Origin of the sequence: Gemmiger qucibialis (assembly GCF_027689445.1) — a bacterium.
GTDB lineage: Bacteria > Bacillota > Clostridia > Oscillospirales > Ruminococcaceae > Gemmiger > Gemmiger qucibialis.
Window position 1 is genome coordinate 138,585 of record NZ_JAQFEN010000002.1, and the last position, 15,087, is coordinate 153,671.

The 15,087-nt window shown below is 58.9% G+C and carries 13 protein-coding genes; all 13 read left to right on the forward strand.

What is annotated here, in order from left to right; all coding sequences use genetic code 11:
• Positions 1 to 85 precede the first annotated feature (85 nt).
• Complete coding sequence (locus tag PG062_RS04530; protein ID WP_270751381.1) at positions 86 to 1,216, forward strand: glycosyltransferase family 4 protein; 1,131 nt, start codon at positions 86 to 88, stop codon at positions 1,214 to 1,216.
• Entirely contained in the window at positions 1,209 to 2,120 is a 912-nt protein-coding gene (locus tag PG062_RS04535; RefSeq protein WP_270751382.1) for a hypothetical protein, read from the forward strand. The genes PG062_RS04530 and PG062_RS04535 overlap by 8 nt, the downstream gene beginning before the upstream one ends.
• Positions 2,121 to 2,191: 71 nt before the next feature.
• Positions 2,192 to 3,304, forward strand: coding sequence for a glycosyltransferase (locus tag PG062_RS04540; RefSeq protein WP_270751383.1), 1,113 nt, complete (start codon positions 2,192 to 2,194; stop codon positions 3,302 to 3,304).
• Positions 3,301 to 4,245 carry an alpha-1,2-fucosyltransferase gene (locus PG062_RS04545; protein WP_270751384.1) on the forward strand — a complete coding sequence of 315 codons (945 nt, stop codon included), beginning with the start codon at positions 3,301 to 3,303 and terminating at the stop codon, positions 4,243 to 4,245. Before PG062_RS04540 ends, PG062_RS04545 begins: the two co-directional genes overlap by 4 nt.
• A 14-nt stretch (positions 4,246 to 4,259) precedes the next feature.
• Positions 4,260 to 5,282: a glycosyltransferase family 2 protein gene (locus PG062_RS04550; RefSeq protein WP_270751385.1), complete on the forward strand. Its 1,023-nt coding sequence runs from the start codon at positions 4,260 to 4,262 to the stop codon at positions 5,280 to 5,282.
• Between the two features lie 159 nt (positions 5,283 to 5,441).
• Complete coding sequence (locus PG062_RS04555) at positions 5,442 to 6,965, forward strand: oligosaccharide flippase family protein (protein ID WP_270751386.1); 1,524 nt, start codon at positions 5,442 to 5,444, stop codon at positions 6,963 to 6,965.
• 14 nt (positions 6,966 to 6,979) lie between these two features.
• The gene (locus tag PG062_RS04560; protein ID WP_270751387.1) at positions 6,980 to 7,816 is read left to right on the forward strand and encodes a family 6 glucosyltransferase; all 837 of its coding nucleotides are present in this window, start codon (positions 6,980 to 6,982) and stop codon (positions 7,814 to 7,816) included.
• Positions 7,817 to 7,917: 101 nt separating this feature from the next.
• A complete protein-coding gene (locus tag PG062_RS04565) occupies positions 7,918 to 9,642 on the forward strand; it encodes a MerR family transcriptional regulator (protein ID WP_270751388.1) in 1,725 nt (574 codons plus the stop codon).
• A 241-nt stretch (positions 9,643 to 9,883) separates the two neighbouring features.
• On the forward strand, positions 9,884 to 10,681 hold the full coding sequence (locus tag PG062_RS04570; protein ID WP_270751389.1) for a glycosyltransferase family 2 protein: 798 nt from the start codon (positions 9,884 to 9,886) through the stop codon (positions 10,679 to 10,681).
• A gap of 15 nt (positions 10,682 to 10,696) precedes the next feature.
• On the forward strand, positions 10,697 to 11,725 hold the full coding sequence (locus tag PG062_RS04575) for an NAD-dependent epimerase/dehydratase family protein (RefSeq protein WP_270751390.1): 1,029 nt from the start codon (positions 10,697 to 10,699) through the stop codon (positions 11,723 to 11,725).
• 1 nt (position 11,726) lies between these two features.
• Entirely contained in the window at positions 11,727 to 12,479 is a 753-nt protein-coding gene (locus tag PG062_RS04580; protein ID WP_270751391.1) for a glycosyltransferase family protein, read from the forward strand.
• 39 nt (positions 12,480 to 12,518) lie between these two features.
• On the forward strand, positions 12,519 to 14,528 hold the full coding sequence (locus PG062_RS04585) for a lysylphosphatidylglycerol synthase transmembrane domain-containing protein (protein WP_270751392.1): 2,010 nt from the start codon (positions 12,519 to 12,521) through the stop codon (positions 14,526 to 14,528).
• Positions 14,500 to 15,066, forward strand: a complete 567-nt coding sequence (locus tag PG062_RS04590) for an HAD family hydrolase (RefSeq protein ID WP_270751393.1) — start codon at positions 14,500 to 14,502, stop codon at positions 15,064 to 15,066. Before PG062_RS04585 ends, PG062_RS04590 begins: the two co-directional genes overlap by 29 nt.
• Positions 15,067 to 15,087: the final 21 nt, after the last annotated feature.

Sequence of the window (15,087 nt, forward strand, 5' to 3'; positions counted from 1 at the left end):
TGCCGCAGCCGCCGGAGCGGTGCTTAAGCCGTAAGGCGGGAATTGTGCGGTGTTGCCCTAAAAATAAATTGGAGTAGCAAAGCTTATGCGAACCATTGCCATCCCGCAGCTGTACTGCGGGGCATCCGGCAAAAAAGGAGCCTATAACCGGCAGGAGGTTGGCCTTGCACGGGCGTTTGCCGCCCTGGGCTGCCGGGCTGTTGTACTGTACCCGGACCCGGACGCCGCCCCCGAAGCTGTGACCAGCGAGGACCTGGAGCCCAATGTGCGCATCTATTATGTACCGGCCCGCAAAGCCGGGGTCAGTGCCTTTTACCGCACCTGGCAGCCGCTGCTGAACGAGCATGTGGACGCCGTGCATGTGATGGGGGATAACGCCCTCGGCGTGCCGGGGCTGTACCGCTTTTGCCGGGATCACGATATCTTTTTCTACAGCCAGCTGGGGGCCATCAAAAGTGCGTCCGAAAACCCGGTTATGCGGGCTGTGATGGACCTTTTGTGCCGCCGCAACCTGGCTATCTACCGCAAAACCCCCACCTATGCCAAAACCCCCGCCGTGGCCGCCCAGCTGGAACAGCTGCATGTGCCATGCGCCGGGGTAATGCCCGTTGGGCTGGATACCGCCATCATCCCCAATGCAAATGGGGAAAAACATGAACTGCGGGAATTTTTGAAGCTGGACCCCAAAGCCAACTATCTTGTTTTTGTGGGGCGGCTGGATTCCTACAAGCGCCCGCTGGATCTGGTGCCGGTACTGGAAGCACTGCCCCGCAGCTGGAACGCGGTGGTCATCGGGCAGGGGAGCCTGACCGGGGAACTGCAGGATGCCCTGCGCATCCACAAGCTGGAAAACCGCTGTACCTGCATTCCCCAGCTGCCCAACGCAACCGTGCAGGCCTATTACCATGCCTGCGATGTGTTTGTGAACTTTAATGACGGCGAAATTTTTGGCATGAGCCTGCTGGAAGCCATGTATGCGGGCTGCCCGCCGGTTGCCCGCCATGCGCCGGGGCCGGATTTGATCATAGAGCCCGGCACCAGCGGCTATTTTGCCGATACCCCTGCCCAGTTTGCTGAGGCCATCCAGAAAGCAGCGGCGGACCCGGCCTGCGGCCACGCTGCCCAGCGCCGCGTGAATGAACATTTCCTGTGGGCAAACAGCGCCGAAACCGCCCTGGCCATGCTGGACAAACAAGGAGGAAACCGCCGTGGATAATGATGGAGCCTTGCTGGAGGTACTGCGCAATACCTATAAAGGGCTGCGATTCCGGTGGAAATACCGCGGCCTGATCATTCTGCCCGCGGAACAGGGCAATGCGGCTGCTGCCGATGCCATCCGCGCCGGGCAGCCATTTCTGTTCGGCCGCTGCGGTGCAACCGAGATGCGCACCGTGGCCGAATATTTGACCGGGAAATATACCGAGAAAACCAGGGGTGAGATCAACACCCTGTCCGGTGTGTTTCCCACCGATGATAAAGCGCTGAACCGCTTCTGCAAGCTGTACACTTCCTGCGCTCAGGGGGCGGACCTGCTGGCGCTGTGGGATGTGGGGGCCGAGCGGCAGGTAATCAATGGCTGCCACGGCACCCGCTTTACCCAGCTGCGCGCGCTGGAACCATATTATTATGCCAACCCCTGGAGCGCCGCACTGGCCGGAAAGCATGTGCTGGTGGTACACCCCTTTGCGGATACCATCCGCGCCCAGTACCAAAAGCACGGGGAGCTGTTCACCAACGCCCCCGGCGGGGTAAACACTCTGCCGGAACTGGCCTCCCTGACCGTCATCCCGGCAGTGCAGGGCCTTGCCGGGCAGAAAACTGGGTATGATACCTGGTTTGATGCCCTTGCCGCAATGGAAAAACAGATGGATGCCTGCGATTATGAGGTTGCCATCATTGGCGCAGGTGCTTACGGCCTGCCGCTGGCCGCCCATGCGCGGGACACCGGCCATGTTGCCATCCAGATGAGCGGCGCTACGCAGCTGCTGTTTGGCATCAAGGGCCGCCGGTGGGACACCCACCCCCAAATCAGCAAGCTGTATAACCCTGCATGGGTGCGCCCCGCCCCCGCCGAACAGCCCGCCAACAAGCAGGCGGTGGAGGGTGGCAGCTACTGGTAGAACCTGCGCCCCTAAAATTACGTTATAACAAACCGTCCGCCCGAATCCAGATGTGCAAAGGAGCCGTATCCATGAAGATCCTGATGATCAGCAACCACCTTGGCGTGCAAAGCGGGGTGCAGCGCTATGTGCAGAACCTTCTGCTCAATCTGGACCTTACCCGCTACCAGGTGGATCTGTTTGTCGGCCTTTGCCCGCCGGATCAAGCTTCGTGCGCGCCGGCACTGGAAGCAGCCGGGGTGCATATCATTGCGGTGCCGGACAATAAAAAAGCCCGTATCCGCGCACTGTACCAGCATCTGAAAACCCATAAGGATTACGATATCATCCATTACCATACTGCCAGCAAAATCGGCGCGCCCGTCTGCGGTATGATGCGGGTGCTCTGCCCCCATGCCAAGATCATTGTGCACAGCCATATCGTTTACCCGCCCATGACGCTGACCTGGCGCGCCGCCCATCTGGTGTACCAGCTGTTTGCAGATTACTTTCTGGGCTGCGGCGTGGCTGCGGGCCGGTTTGTGTTTGGTGACCATATCGACCGCAGGCCGAACTTTTCCGTTGCCTGCAATGCGGTGGACCAAACCCGCTTTTACCCCAACGCCGCGGCGCGCACGGCAATCCGCGCCCAGTACGGCATTACCGGAACCGAGCGTCTGGCCGGGTTTGTAGGGCGGCTCAACCACCAGAAAAACCCGCTCTACCTCATCCGGGTGTTTGTGGCTATGGTTCAGCAGGACCCCCGCTGGAAGCTGCTGTTGGTGGGCGGCGGCGAGCAGGAACAGCCCATGCGGGAACTTGCCGCCCAGCTTGGCGTGGCGGACCGGGTGCTGTTTGCCGGGGTGCAGAACAATGTGCCCGACTATATGAATGCCTTTGACCTGTTTTTGCTGCCCAGTAACTTTGAAGGCAGCCCCGTTACCCTGGTGGAAGCCCAGGGCTGCGGCGTGCCCTGCCTGGCCTCCACCAATGTGCCGGGGGATGGCTCGGTGACCGAGCTGGTGCATTTTCTGCCGCTCAGTGCCCCGTTTGAAGAGTGGGCCAAAACGGCGGATTCCATTGCTCCCGGCGGGCCGCACGCGGACTATTGGCCCACGCTGGCCGCTGCCGGTTATGAGCTGAAAACCGCTGCACACCGCATGGAGCAGGTGTATGATAAAGTGGCAGGGGAGGGCGCACGATGATTTACGCCGAACTTTCCGGCGGGCTGGGCAACCAGATGTTTGTGTATGCCTTTGCCCGCGCCATGGGCCTGTGCTGCCAGGAGCCTGTCACTTTGATTGACCGGCAGGACTGGAAAACCGGCTCCCCGGCCCACACTGCATTGGCATTGCAGGCACTGCATATCAGCTCAGAGGTGCAGTTCATCACAGATGCAGGCTTTGCTAAGCAGCATCTGCCGGTGCAGAACGCCGCCAAGGCCCTGATGATCCGCCACGAACAGCGCGCGGGCCTGATGGACCGGGACTGGCACCCCTTTGAAGCCCGCATGGCCCCTATGCTGAACGCCATCGGCCTGCATTTTGCGACTGAAGGCTTTACCCCTGCCAAGCGCGGTCACGCCAAAAACTTTCTGGCCTGGGGGTACTTCCAGGGGGCAGATTATTTTAAGGACCAGGCTGAAACTATCCGGGCGGAGCTGCTGCCCATTGAGAACCCGGAACACGGCTTTACCGCTGCGGCCGCCGCCTTTGCGCGGGAAATTGAGGCAAGCCCGTTCCCCGTCTGCCTGCATTGGCGCTGCGGGGACTATCTGCTGCCGCAGAACGCGGCCCTGCAGGTCTGCACGCCGGAGTATTACGCCGCCGCCTGCCGCACGGTGTGCCAAAGCCTGCCCCAGGCGGAACTGTTTGTCTTTTCAGACGACCCCGCCTATGTGCGGCAGCATCTGGACGCTGCGGGCCTGCCGGTGCATTACAGCACCGGGGCAAAAAGTGCCGCGGCGGACCTTGCCCTGATGCGCCGCTGCCGGGCGTTTGTGCTGAGCAACTCCACCTTCAGCTGGTGGGGGCAGTGGCTGGCCGGTGTGCCGGGCCGCTGTGTGATCGCGCCGGACCGCTGGTACGCCAACGGCAAAAAGACCGCCCTGTATGACCACGACTGGACATTGATCCCGACAAAGTAAAGGAAACAACTGCGATGGAACGCACAGGAAACATCACATTTTCGGTCATTGTGCCGGTGTATAATGTGCAGGCTTATCTTTCTGCCTGCGTCAAAAGCGTGGTGGAGCAGGCCGGCCCGGCGGACTGGGAGTGCATCCTGGTGGACGATGGCTCCACGGATGCCTGCCCCGCCATGTGTGATGCTTTTGCTCAGCTTTGCCCCGGCGTTACGGTCATCCACCGCTCTAACGGCGGGCTGGCCGCCGCGCGCAATACCGGCATCAAGGCCGCCAAGGGCAAGTGGCTGCTGTTTTTGGACAGCGACGATTACTGGCCGCCCCATATGCTGGAAAAGCTGCGCGCCGCCCTGGCCGCCGCGCCGGGTTACCGCTGGTACGTCTGCCGCTATCTGGAGCAGGACGAAAGCCAGGGGATGGATGCCAAGCCTTATCCCGGCCCGGTGGAGCGGTTCACCCCCGGCCCGGATGCCGACCCCGATTACGCCGCCCGCGTGGCGCGGCTGTATGCCGCGGGCCACTGGGCGGTCTGGCGCTTTTGTATTGACCGGGAATTTCTGGTTAAGTATAACCTGCTTTTCTGGAATGAGGTCCGCTGGGCGGAGGATTATCCCTTTGACCTGGTGCTGGCCGGTGCCTGCCCCAGGCTGTATTACCTGGATGTGGAGCTGGTGGTCTACCGCGCCAACCGGGCGGGCAGCCTGTTGAACGCGGGCCTTGCCAAACATTTTGCGGGCATCGCGGCGGTCATCCACCGGTTTGAAAAAATGTTCGCCGCGCCGGACTGCCCCTGGACCCCGGCGGAGCAAGCCGAGATCTGGCGGCGCACCGCCAATGTGTTCTGGCCGCAGGCCCGCGGCGCTGCCTGCCGTGATGCCGAGGTACGCGCCGCCTGTGCCCCCGGCCTGACCGCCTGCAAAGCACTCTGGAAACTGGGGGACGAGAACACCCGCCCGGACTGGAAGCTGTTTGCCTTCCTCCTCAACCACTTCAGCCCCCGCTTTGCCCTTTGGGCGGCCGGGCTGCTGAAACGGAAATAAAACTCTGCACCCATTGTAGGGGGCGGCGTCCCCGATGCCCCATGAACCTCTGCCGTAAATGCCGGTTTCGGCTCCAGGCCCCGTAGGGTGGGGTCACTCGACCCCGCTGCACCTGGCCGCATCACCCTGCCCAAACAAATCACCTAGGAGAACACCTGATTGCGTACACAAAAAACAATTTTGAACCTGGTCTATGCGCTGGGGTCCAGCCTGCTGCTGATGTTGCTGGGCTTTGCCACGCGGCGGCTGCTGGTATTTAACTTTGGCAACGATATCACCGCTGCATCCCAGGTGGTGGATAAGCTGTTCAACTTTTTCTCCATCGCGGAATTCGGTGTTGGCAGCGTCATCAGCTACCGCTTGTATGAACAGATCGCCGCCAAGGATACCGAGAAGATCAGTAAATATATGTCCATGTATAAATGGGCATACCGCGCCGTGGGTGTGGTTATCTGCGTGCTGGCGGGCATCGGGGCGCTGGCCCTGCCATGGATCATGCCCGGCGTGGCCAGCATCCAGACGGCCTATACCGTTTACCTGCTCAACACCATCTCCACGCTGTCGGGTTATTTCCTTGTCACCCGGCGGCTGATGTACACCTGCACCCAGCAGGGGTACCTGTGTACCCGCATCGACTTCTGCTTTAATGTTGCCAACTATCTGGCCCGCATTGCCATTGCGCTGTGGCTGCCAAACTATATTTTGTATTTCGGCGTCAGCATCCTGTTCAACACCGGTGCCAACCTGGTGGTGGCAGCGCGATATAAAAAGGACTTCCCCGAACTGCACGAGGTCAAGGTTACTTTGCGGGATTTCAAGGATCTTGGCATCTTCCATGACCTCAAGTATTACCTGGTTCACCGCCTATCCAACACCATTTACGGCTCGTCCGATACCATCGTCACCAGCCGTATGGCGGGCAGCGCTATGACGGCTAACCTTGGCAACTATACCACCGTGTCGGACAGCGCCACCAACATCGGCAATAAAATCATGGACAGCTTTGCCGCAGCCATCGGCAATATCGTGTACGATAAATCCGCCACGGCCAACGCCCATGATAAACAGGTGTTCTGGGGGCTGGATCTGTTCAGCTATTTTTTCGGCAGCTTTGTGGCAACGGCATATCTCTGCCTGTTCCAGCCGTTTATCAGCCTGTGGATGGGCAGTGACCGCCTGCTGCCGCTGGGCTTTGTTATTGTGTTCAGCCTGAACGAATATGTGGGCTGGAACCACCGGATGCTCGGCTCCTACCGCGCCGTGCTGGGCCACTTTGAGCAGGACCAGTGGTTCATGGTCGCCTCTGCCGCCACAAACCTGATTCTAAGCTTTGCACTCTTCCCGGCGTTTGGCATTACCGGCATTGTGGCGGCTACCGTTGTGGCCCACTGCATCATGTGGGTGGGGCGCGGCATTGTGGTTTGCCGCCAGTATATGCGCGGCAGCGGCTGGCGCTACCTGCGGGTGCAGGCGGTGCATCTTGTCACCCTTGTGGTACTTATGGCAGGCAGCTACCGCGTGTGCGCCCTGTTGTCCGGCGGTATTCTGGGGCTGCTGGGGCGGGCTGTTGTGGTCTGCATCCTGCCCAACGTGCTGAACCTTGCGTTTTATATCTGGACCAGCGATGCCGCCTATCTGCGCACCCAGGCTGGCCGCCTTTGGCAAAAAATTACCCATCGTTAAGGGGGAAACACAACATGGCAACCATTGGCATGCTGTATATCTGCACCGGCAAATACACCGTGTTCTGGCCGGAATTTTATGAAACTTTCAGCCGGAACTTTTTACCCGGCTGCAAAAAAGAATATTTTGTCTTTACCGATGCACCGTCCATCGCTCACGAGGATGACCCCGCTGTGCACCGCATTGACCAGCCCGCCTATGACTGGCCGCTGAGCACCATGAAGCGCTTTGCGATTTTCCTAACCCAGGAAAAGGCGTTGGAACAGCTGGATTATCTCTTCTTTTTCAACGCCAACCTGACCTGCCGGGAGGTCATTACCCCGGAAGAATTTTTGCCCCGTCCGCAGCAGGGGGAACAGTTGCTGCTGGTCCAGCAGCCGGGGTTCTGGAACAAAAAGCCGATGTTTTACAGCTATGACCGCAACCCCAGATGTACGGCCTATATCCCGTACAACTGCGGGCGGGACTATGTTTCCGGCGGGCTGAACGGCGGTACCTCCGCGGCATTCCTGGCCATGTGCAAAGAGCTGGACCGCCGCACAGAGCAGGATATCCGCAACGGCGTGGTGCCCCTGTGGCATGACGAAAGCCAGCTGAACCGCTATGCCGCCGAACACCCCGGCAGCTACCGCCTGCTGACCCCTGCTTACTGGTACCCGGAAGGCTGGCAGATGCCCTTTGAGCAAAAAATCATTGTGCGCAATAAATCCCGCTACTTTGATGTGGCGGCGGTCAAACACCATTCTCAGCACACCCGCAGCTGGCTGCAATGCAAATGGGAAGCCTTTTGCGAAAACTACCTGCCGTATTTGCTGTGCGCAAGGGACAAACTGCTGCAAAAACACCTGTAACCTAATTAGCAATTAGAAATTGCAGAACTCCCGTAGGGGCGCACATTGTGCGCCCGTCGCTTTGCCTTACATGAAATCAAACAATAGAGGAGGGGCGGCCTATGCCGCAAAAAAATGCACAGGACCGCCTGTGGAAAATTTTAACCCCGGTGCTGCTGGTTCTGGCGGTTCTCGCCATGGCCAAAACGCTGTTTGTGGGGCTGGAAATTGATGAAGAATATGCGTTCTCCCTGGGCTTCCGCCTGGTAAAGGGGGACCGGCTGTTTTATACCATGTGGGAGCCGCACCAGCTTTCGGCCTTACCGGCAGCGCTGGTGCTGGCTCTGTATACCGCCATTGCAGGCACAACCACCGGGGCGCTGCTGTTTGTGCGCGCTGTGGTGCTGGTCTGCAAAGCGGCCATGAGCGCGGTATTTTACCGCGATTTCAAGCAGACCCTTGGCCGCCATGGGGCGCTGCTGAGCGCGGTGGTGCTGTTTGTCTACACCCCCAAGTGGTTCCTGGGGCCGGATTATATCAGCCAGCAGTTCCACTTCACCGTGGCGGCATTTTTGTGCTTTTATCATTATTACACCCATGGTTTCCGCCGCCCATGGCTGGTAGTGCTGGGGGCGGTGTGCGCCTGCTTCAGCTTTCTGGCGTTCCCGCAAAGCGCACTGGCGGCGGCGGTGATTTTTATCGGCATGGTGTTGCTGGGCCGCCGCGGCAAGGAGCCGACAATCTGTAAGATCCCCCGCGGCGCGGTGCTGTTTGTGCTGGGCTGTATGGCCTGCGCGGCAGCGTTTCTGGCGTATGTGCTGCCCGGCATGGGGCTTACCGCGTTTTTGCAGCGCGTCAGCCTGATCCTGAACGACCCGCAGTATGATTTTACCACAAGCCAGCGGCTGGCCCTGTTGGCAAGCCAGGCACTGAACACCGCCAAATTCCTGGCAAAGCCGCTGGCCGCCAGCGTGGTGCTCTGTCTGCTGTGGTGGGCCAAAACCCGCCAAAAACGGGATTGGATCGGCCTTGCCCTGAACCTTTGGGCTATTCTGGCGGCTCTGCTCTGCGCGGTGCGCGCTGTGGCGGACTCCAGCTCCGATGAGCGCTATTTTATGCCGGCGCTGGTGCTGGCGGCGGCCTGGGCGTTCCGCAAGGGGCGCGGCACAGCGCGGGAGCCGCTGTTCTGGCTGGGCTTTCTGCCGGGCATGGCGGCGTATGCGTTCATTCTGCGCTCTACGCTGCTGGGCTTTTCGGCTACCTTTATGTATCTGACCTGGCCCGCGCTCTGCGGCTGCTTTGCCATGTTGGCGTGCAGGCAGGAAAATCCGGAGCAGGGGAAACTGCCCCAGGGCCAGTGTGTGCTGCCGGCGCTGCTGGTATTTTTGCTGGTGTGCCGGTTCTGGTGCGTTCTGGTAACGGGTTGGAAGCCTGCCAATGTGGCAACAGCCAACCTGAAGCAGATCACCGCAGGCCCCGCCGCAGGGACCTGGGCGGATGAAAAAGCCGCCGATATGCAGATGGCCCTGTACGAAGCGCTGGAACCCTTTGCGGGCAAGCAGGTGCTGCAGGCTATTGGCGAGCAGCACGGCCTTGGCTTTATGATGGCGGGAGGAACCTTGACCATCGGTCAGGCGTCCGTCATCTCCGGTACCGACAGCGACCCGCGGTTCATCCAGTATTATGAGGAACTGCCCGAGAAGCGTCCCGATGTGATCTTGTACGATGAAGCCGAAGTGCGCGATATGGCCGCGTTCCATGCCTGGATCGAAGAAAACTTTACCATCACAGCCCGCTACCCCGTCACCCACGGCACCGCCCACCTGCAAGTGCTGGTAGTCGATTGAGTTTTCCACAAGCACAGGAAAAAATGTGGAAAGTTTGCGGGCATTTGCAAGGGAAACGACCCCACTATTATTTTTGAGCCGCGCGCCGCGCGGCGGTCCACCAACATTATTCTTTATTCTCTATTCATTATTCATTCAAATCGCATGATTCGCCTGGCAATCATGCGATTTCGTTTGACCCCCCGCCCCAAATATAGTATTCTATAATCAATCAAAATATCTTGTTCAGGAGGCTTGCCCTATGCCGGAACGCTTTCTTGTTTTTATCCCTGCCTATAACTGTGAAAAACAGGTGCCCCGTGTGCTGAACCAGCTGCTGGACTGTCAGGTGGCCGCTATGGTCACCGAGTGCATCGTGGTCAATAACCGCTCCACCGATGGCACCGAGGCCACCGTGCAAAGCTGGATGCAGGCCCACCCGCAGGCCCCGGTCCGCCTGCTGCGCAACGACCAGAACTATGGCCTGGGCGGCAGCCATAAAGTGGCATTCCAGTACGCCGTTCAGCATAACTTCGACTACCTGATTGTGCTGCATGGCGACGACCAGGGCGATATCCGCGATGTGCTGCCCCTGGTACACAGCGGCCGCCACCGTAAGTATGATTGCTGCCTTGGCTCCCGTTTTATGCCGGGAAGCCGCATCAAGGGCTACAGCACTCTGCGCGTGGTGGGCAACTATGGCTTTAACTGGCTGTTCAGCCTGGTGGCCGGGCACAAGATCACCGACCTGGGCAGCGGCCTGAACCTGTACGCAGTGCCACCGCTGGCAAACGGTTATTATAAAAAATTTCCGGATACGTTGTATTTTAATGACTGCATGATCCTGGCCCTCTGCCACCTCAAGCAGAAAGTCCTTTTCTTCCCCATCAGCTGGCGGGAGGAAGACCAGGTATCCAACAACAAACTGACCAGCTTTGGCATCAGCCTGCTCAAACTGTGCGGGCGCTACCTGAAAAACAAAAACGAGTTTGTGACCCGCGAATGGCGGGAAAAACCAATCGAAGAATATACAAGCACCATCATTGCTTCCAATCTGTAAAGGGGGATGTTGATTATGAAGGTTCTGGTAACGGGTGCTGCCGGGTTTATCGGCGGCCAGCTTATGCATGCATTGTGGAAAAACGGCCATACCGCCATTGGTGTGGATAACTACAGCTATGGCAGCGCCGATAACCTGCATTTTGACGACCATGATTTTTCCGCCGATGTCATCAAGATGGATATCCGCGATAAAGAGGGCATGAAAGCCCTGTTTGAGCAGGAAAAGTTTGATATCGTCTATAACATTGCGGGCATTGCCCCCCTGCCGGACTGCCAGAGCGACCCGGTGGAGGCCGTCAGCGTCAACACGCTGGGCCTTGTCAACGTGCTGGAAAACGCCCGCCGCACCGGTGTTAAGCATGTCGTTCAGGCATCCACCAACGCGATGTACGAGAATGAAACCGAGTTCCCGACCGTGGAATCCAAGTTCAACCCGCCCACGCTGATCTATCCCAACACCAAATACTGCGGCGAGCGGTTCTGCCAGAGCTTTGCCGATACCTACGGCATGAACATCACCTGCCTGCGCTTTGCCAACGTTTACGGCCCGCACATTGACTGCCTGCGCAAGCAGCCGCCGTTTGTGGGCTATATGATCCGCGAGCTGTACTATGACCGCGTGCCGGAGTTCCACTCTGACGGCAACCAGCGCCGCGATTATATCTATGTGGATGACCTTATCGACCTGGCCATGCGCGTGTGGGATCAGCCGGGCTTTGATGCCGTCAACGTTTCCAGCAACAAGAACTACTCCGTCCGCGAACTGTACGCCACGGCCTGCGAGCTGATGGGCAAGCAGATCGAAGCCAAATACTGCCCGTCCAGCCATTACTGGGCCAAGTACCCGGAGCTGTACGGCGGCGCTTACGGCATCAAGCCGGAAATTCTGGACCACGAGGTCAACAAGTATTCCCTGTGCGATAACACCCACGCCAAAGAGTGCTATGGCTGGGAACCGAAGATCGACATCCGCGAAGGCCTGCGCCGCGTGATCGAGAACGAGTGCGCCATGCTGGCTGCCCGCGATGCGAAAGGGGAATAACATGGCAAAGCTGCACCTTGTAATGCCGATGGCCGGGCGCGGCAGCCGCTTTTTTGAAAACGGCTTTGTGATGCCCAAGCCCCTGATCGAGATCAACGACCACCCGTTTTTCTATTGGGCAACCCAGAGCATTGCCAAATTTGTGGACTGTGCCGATATCACCTTTGTGGTGCTGGAGGAGCATATCCGCGACCATGCCATTGACCGGGAAATCAAAACCTATTACCCCGATGCCAAAATCGTGGCCCTGCCCGAAGTGACGGAGGGCGCCGCCATCACCGCCCTGCGCGGGGCGGAAAGCCTGCCGGACGATGAGCCGCTGCTCTTTAATGACTGCGACCACCTGTTCCTCTGCAAGCCGTTCAATGAGTTTTGCAAGGCGGGCGATTTTGCCAACGGCCCAGACGGCGCACTGCTGACCTTTGCCAGCGATTCCCCGGCCTACAGCTACCTGCAATATGAGGCCGACGGCAGGGTGTGCCACACGGTGGAAAAGCAGGTCGTCAGCCATGATGCCATCTGCGGGGCGTATTACTTCAAAAATAAGCAGCTCTATGCTTCTGCCTGTGCAGAGTACCTGCACCACTGCGATTATAAAGAATTTTTTGTTTCCGGCATTTACAACGTGCTGGCGGACCGCGGGGCGGACCTGCGCGGATTTGCAACTGATCTGCACCTGCCCTTTGGCACCCCGGCGGAGTATGCCCAGGCGGAACAGGAAGCCAACAAGGCCGCGTTTGAAATGCTGATGTAAAATTCCCCCCAATAAACTAACTGATTCAGGTGACCGCCGATGCAACCTTTCGGAACCATTTTATTATTGCTGCTTTCCTCCGCGGCATTGGTGCTGCTGGGGCATGTGTTCCGCCTGCTCCGGTGGGAACAGTTCATCCGCATTTATGAATACCCCCAGCGCCGCAGCCTGCTGCGCGCCATGGCCGGGGGCTATGCCGTCAACTTTCTGCTGCCATTCCATGTGGGCGATTTTCTGCGCGCCGCTCTGGCTGGCCGCAAAATGAAAACCGGAACAGGCTTTGCTTTTGCCACTGTCATCATGGATCGCTTTCTGGATGTGTGGGTGGTGGCGCTGCTGTTCGGCGGGTTCCGGCTGGCTGGGCTGGGCGGCGCTGCAGTTTTGGGCGCAGCGCGGTATTATCTGGTTTTTGCGCTGCTGCTGGCCGCCGCCCTGGTGCTGGTGGTGCTGCTGCGGGACCTGCTCAAGCGGTGTTGCCTGGCCGTGTGCAGCATTTTCAATGATACCATCAAGCTGGACGGCCTTGTGTTCTGCTGGAGTCTCATCAATACCTTCAAGGATCTGCGCCGCGTCAACCTGTGGCGGCTGCTGCTCAATACAGTTCTCATGTGGGGGGCCTACCTTGCTTCTTACGCGGTGCTGGGGCAAGCAATCATTGCCTGCGGCGGCGCTGGCGGCAGCTTTGGCTTGGTGGAAGTGTTCAACATGCTGTTCGGCGTCAAGAGCGTGGATGTGACCAGCCTTGGCGTGGCGGGCTCCCTCGGTTTGAGCGATGCCGCCCGTGGGCTGGTGATCGCCTGGTTCCTGCTGCCGCTGGCGGTTATGTTTGCGGCACCTCTTTTGCCGGAACATCTGCGCGCCGCCCTGAACGGTGCAGCGGAGCCGATCGCCAACCGGGAAGCCGGGCAGGAAAACTACCTGAACCTGCTGCCCCAGGTGGACCCGCGGGACCGCGGCGCATTCCTCAACCAGTATTTCAGCCTGCAGAACAAAGCCTATGTGGCCAAGTTCATTGAGATCAACCAGAACATTACCATTTTGCAGGATTATTCCGCCGGTTCCAACGCAACCACCATGCTGTGTACCGATGGTGCCGCGACCTTTTATCGCAAATACGCCTTTGGCGCGGACGGTGCCAAACTGGCCGAACAGCTGGCCTGGCTGCGCCGCAATGCCGCCCGCCTGCCGCTGTGCGAAATTCTGCGCGAGGGCACCGGCGAAGGCTACTGCTGGTATGATATGACCTATTCCGGCAGCGCGGTGGGGCTGTTCCGCTATATCCATTCCAACCCGCCGGGAAAAAGCGCAGCCATCCTGCGCAGTGTGCTGCGGGCACTGGATGAACAGCTCTACCGCCCCACAGCCCGCCCGGCGGATCCCGAAAAAATAGAGGAATACCTGAACAAAAAGATGGATGCCAATCTGGAAAAGATCCGGGACGCCCGCATCCTGAAAGAACTGTGGAACTATGACCGCATCTGGATCAATGGCCGCAGCTACCGCAACCTGAAAGAGCTGGGCCGCCTGTTTGACCACAATGCGCTGCGTACCCTGTTTGCCGCAGACCCCGTGGCGGATATCCACGGCGATCTGACGGTGGAAAACATCATCTGCCGCACCGATGTGGAGAACCCCGATAAAGCGTGGTACATCATTGACCCCAACACCGGCAACCTGCACGACAGCCCCTACCTGGATTACGGCAAACTGCTGCAAAGCCTGCACGGCGGCTATGAGTTCATGATGATGACCCCGCGCTGCACTGTGCAGGAAAACCACATTGACTTCCAGCTGACCCGCTCCGCCGCCTATGATACGCTGTTTGAAGCGGTCTGCGATGACCTGCGTGCCCGCTGCGGCGCGGCAGGGCTGCACAGCATCCTGGCGCACGAGCTCATCCACTGGCTGCGCCTGATGCCCTACAAGCTCAACAAAGATAAAAAGCGTGCCCCCATGTTCTATGCTGGGCTTGTCATGGTGGCCAACGACCTAAACACATGGGAAAACGAGGGAAAATTTGATGAAAAAGCAAGGACTGATCGCCGTTGATCTGGACGGCACATTGATTGATACGGTTGCCGTCAACGCTGAAAGCTACCGCCGTGCGCTGGAGTCGTTCGGCTTTACGTTGGATTATGATTACTATGCCGCTTACTGCAACGGCAGGCATTACCGCGCCTTTTTGCAGCCGCTGATGGGCGGCAGCCCCTCTGCCGAGGATGTGGAGCGGGTGCATGACCTGAAAAAGCAGTATTACGCCGCCAACATGGACATAGCCCGCAAAAACGAGGCACTGTTTGTCATCTTGGAAGCCCTGCGCCCCACCCATTACCTGGCTGTGATTACCACAGGAAGCCGCCAGAACGCAACGGAAATGCTGGACCACTTTCACTGCACTGACTGGTTTGACCTGATCCTGACCCAGGAAGATGTGGTCAACAATAAGCCGGACCCGGAGGGCTACCTGAAAGCCATGGCCCACTTTGGCGTGGACGCCGCCCATACCATGATCTTTGAGGACAGCGCCACCGGCCTTGCCGCCGCCCGCGCCACCGGAGCCAGCGTGTTTGCGTGCAATCAGTTCTAACCTAAGGCAACACCGCACAAT

Coding starts and splice junctions, on each gene's coding strand:
- PG062_RS04540 (WP_270751383.1), top strand. CDS start 2,192: ATGAAGATCCTGATGATCAGCAACCACCTTGGCGTGCAAAGCGGGGTG.
- PG062_RS04565 (WP_270751388.1), top strand. CDS start 7,918: ATGCCGCAAAAAAATGCACAGGACCGCCTGTGGAAAATTTTAACCCCG.
- PG062_RS04550 (WP_270751385.1), top strand. CDS start 4,260: ATGGAACGCACAGGAAACATCACATTTTCGGTCATTGTGCCGGTGTAT.
- PG062_RS04570 (WP_270751389.1), top strand. CDS start 9,884: ATGCCGGAACGCTTTCTTGTTTTTATCCCTGCCTATAACTGTGAAAAA.
- PG062_RS04560 (WP_270751387.1), top strand. CDS start 6,980: ATGGCAACCATTGGCATGCTGTATATCTGCACCGGCAAATACACCGTG.
- PG062_RS04590 (WP_270751393.1), top strand. CDS start 14,500: ATGAAAAAGCAAGGACTGATCGCCGTTGATCTGGACGGCACATTGATT.
- PG062_RS04585 (WP_270751392.1), top strand. CDS start 12,519: ATGCAACCTTTCGGAACCATTTTATTATTGCTGCTTTCCTCCGCGGCA.
- PG062_RS04530 (WP_270751381.1), top strand. CDS start 86: ATGCGAACCATTGCCATCCCGCAGCTGTACTGCGGGGCATCCGGCAAA.
- PG062_RS04580 (WP_270751391.1), top strand. CDS start 11,727: ATGGCAAAGCTGCACCTTGTAATGCCGATGGCCGGGCGCGGCAGCCGC.
- PG062_RS04545 (WP_270751384.1), top strand. CDS start 3,301: ATGATTTACGCCGAACTTTCCGGCGGGCTGGGCAACCAGATGTTTGTG.
- PG062_RS04575 (WP_270751390.1), top strand. CDS start 10,697: ATGAAGGTTCTGGTAACGGGTGCTGCCGGGTTTATCGGCGGCCAGCTT.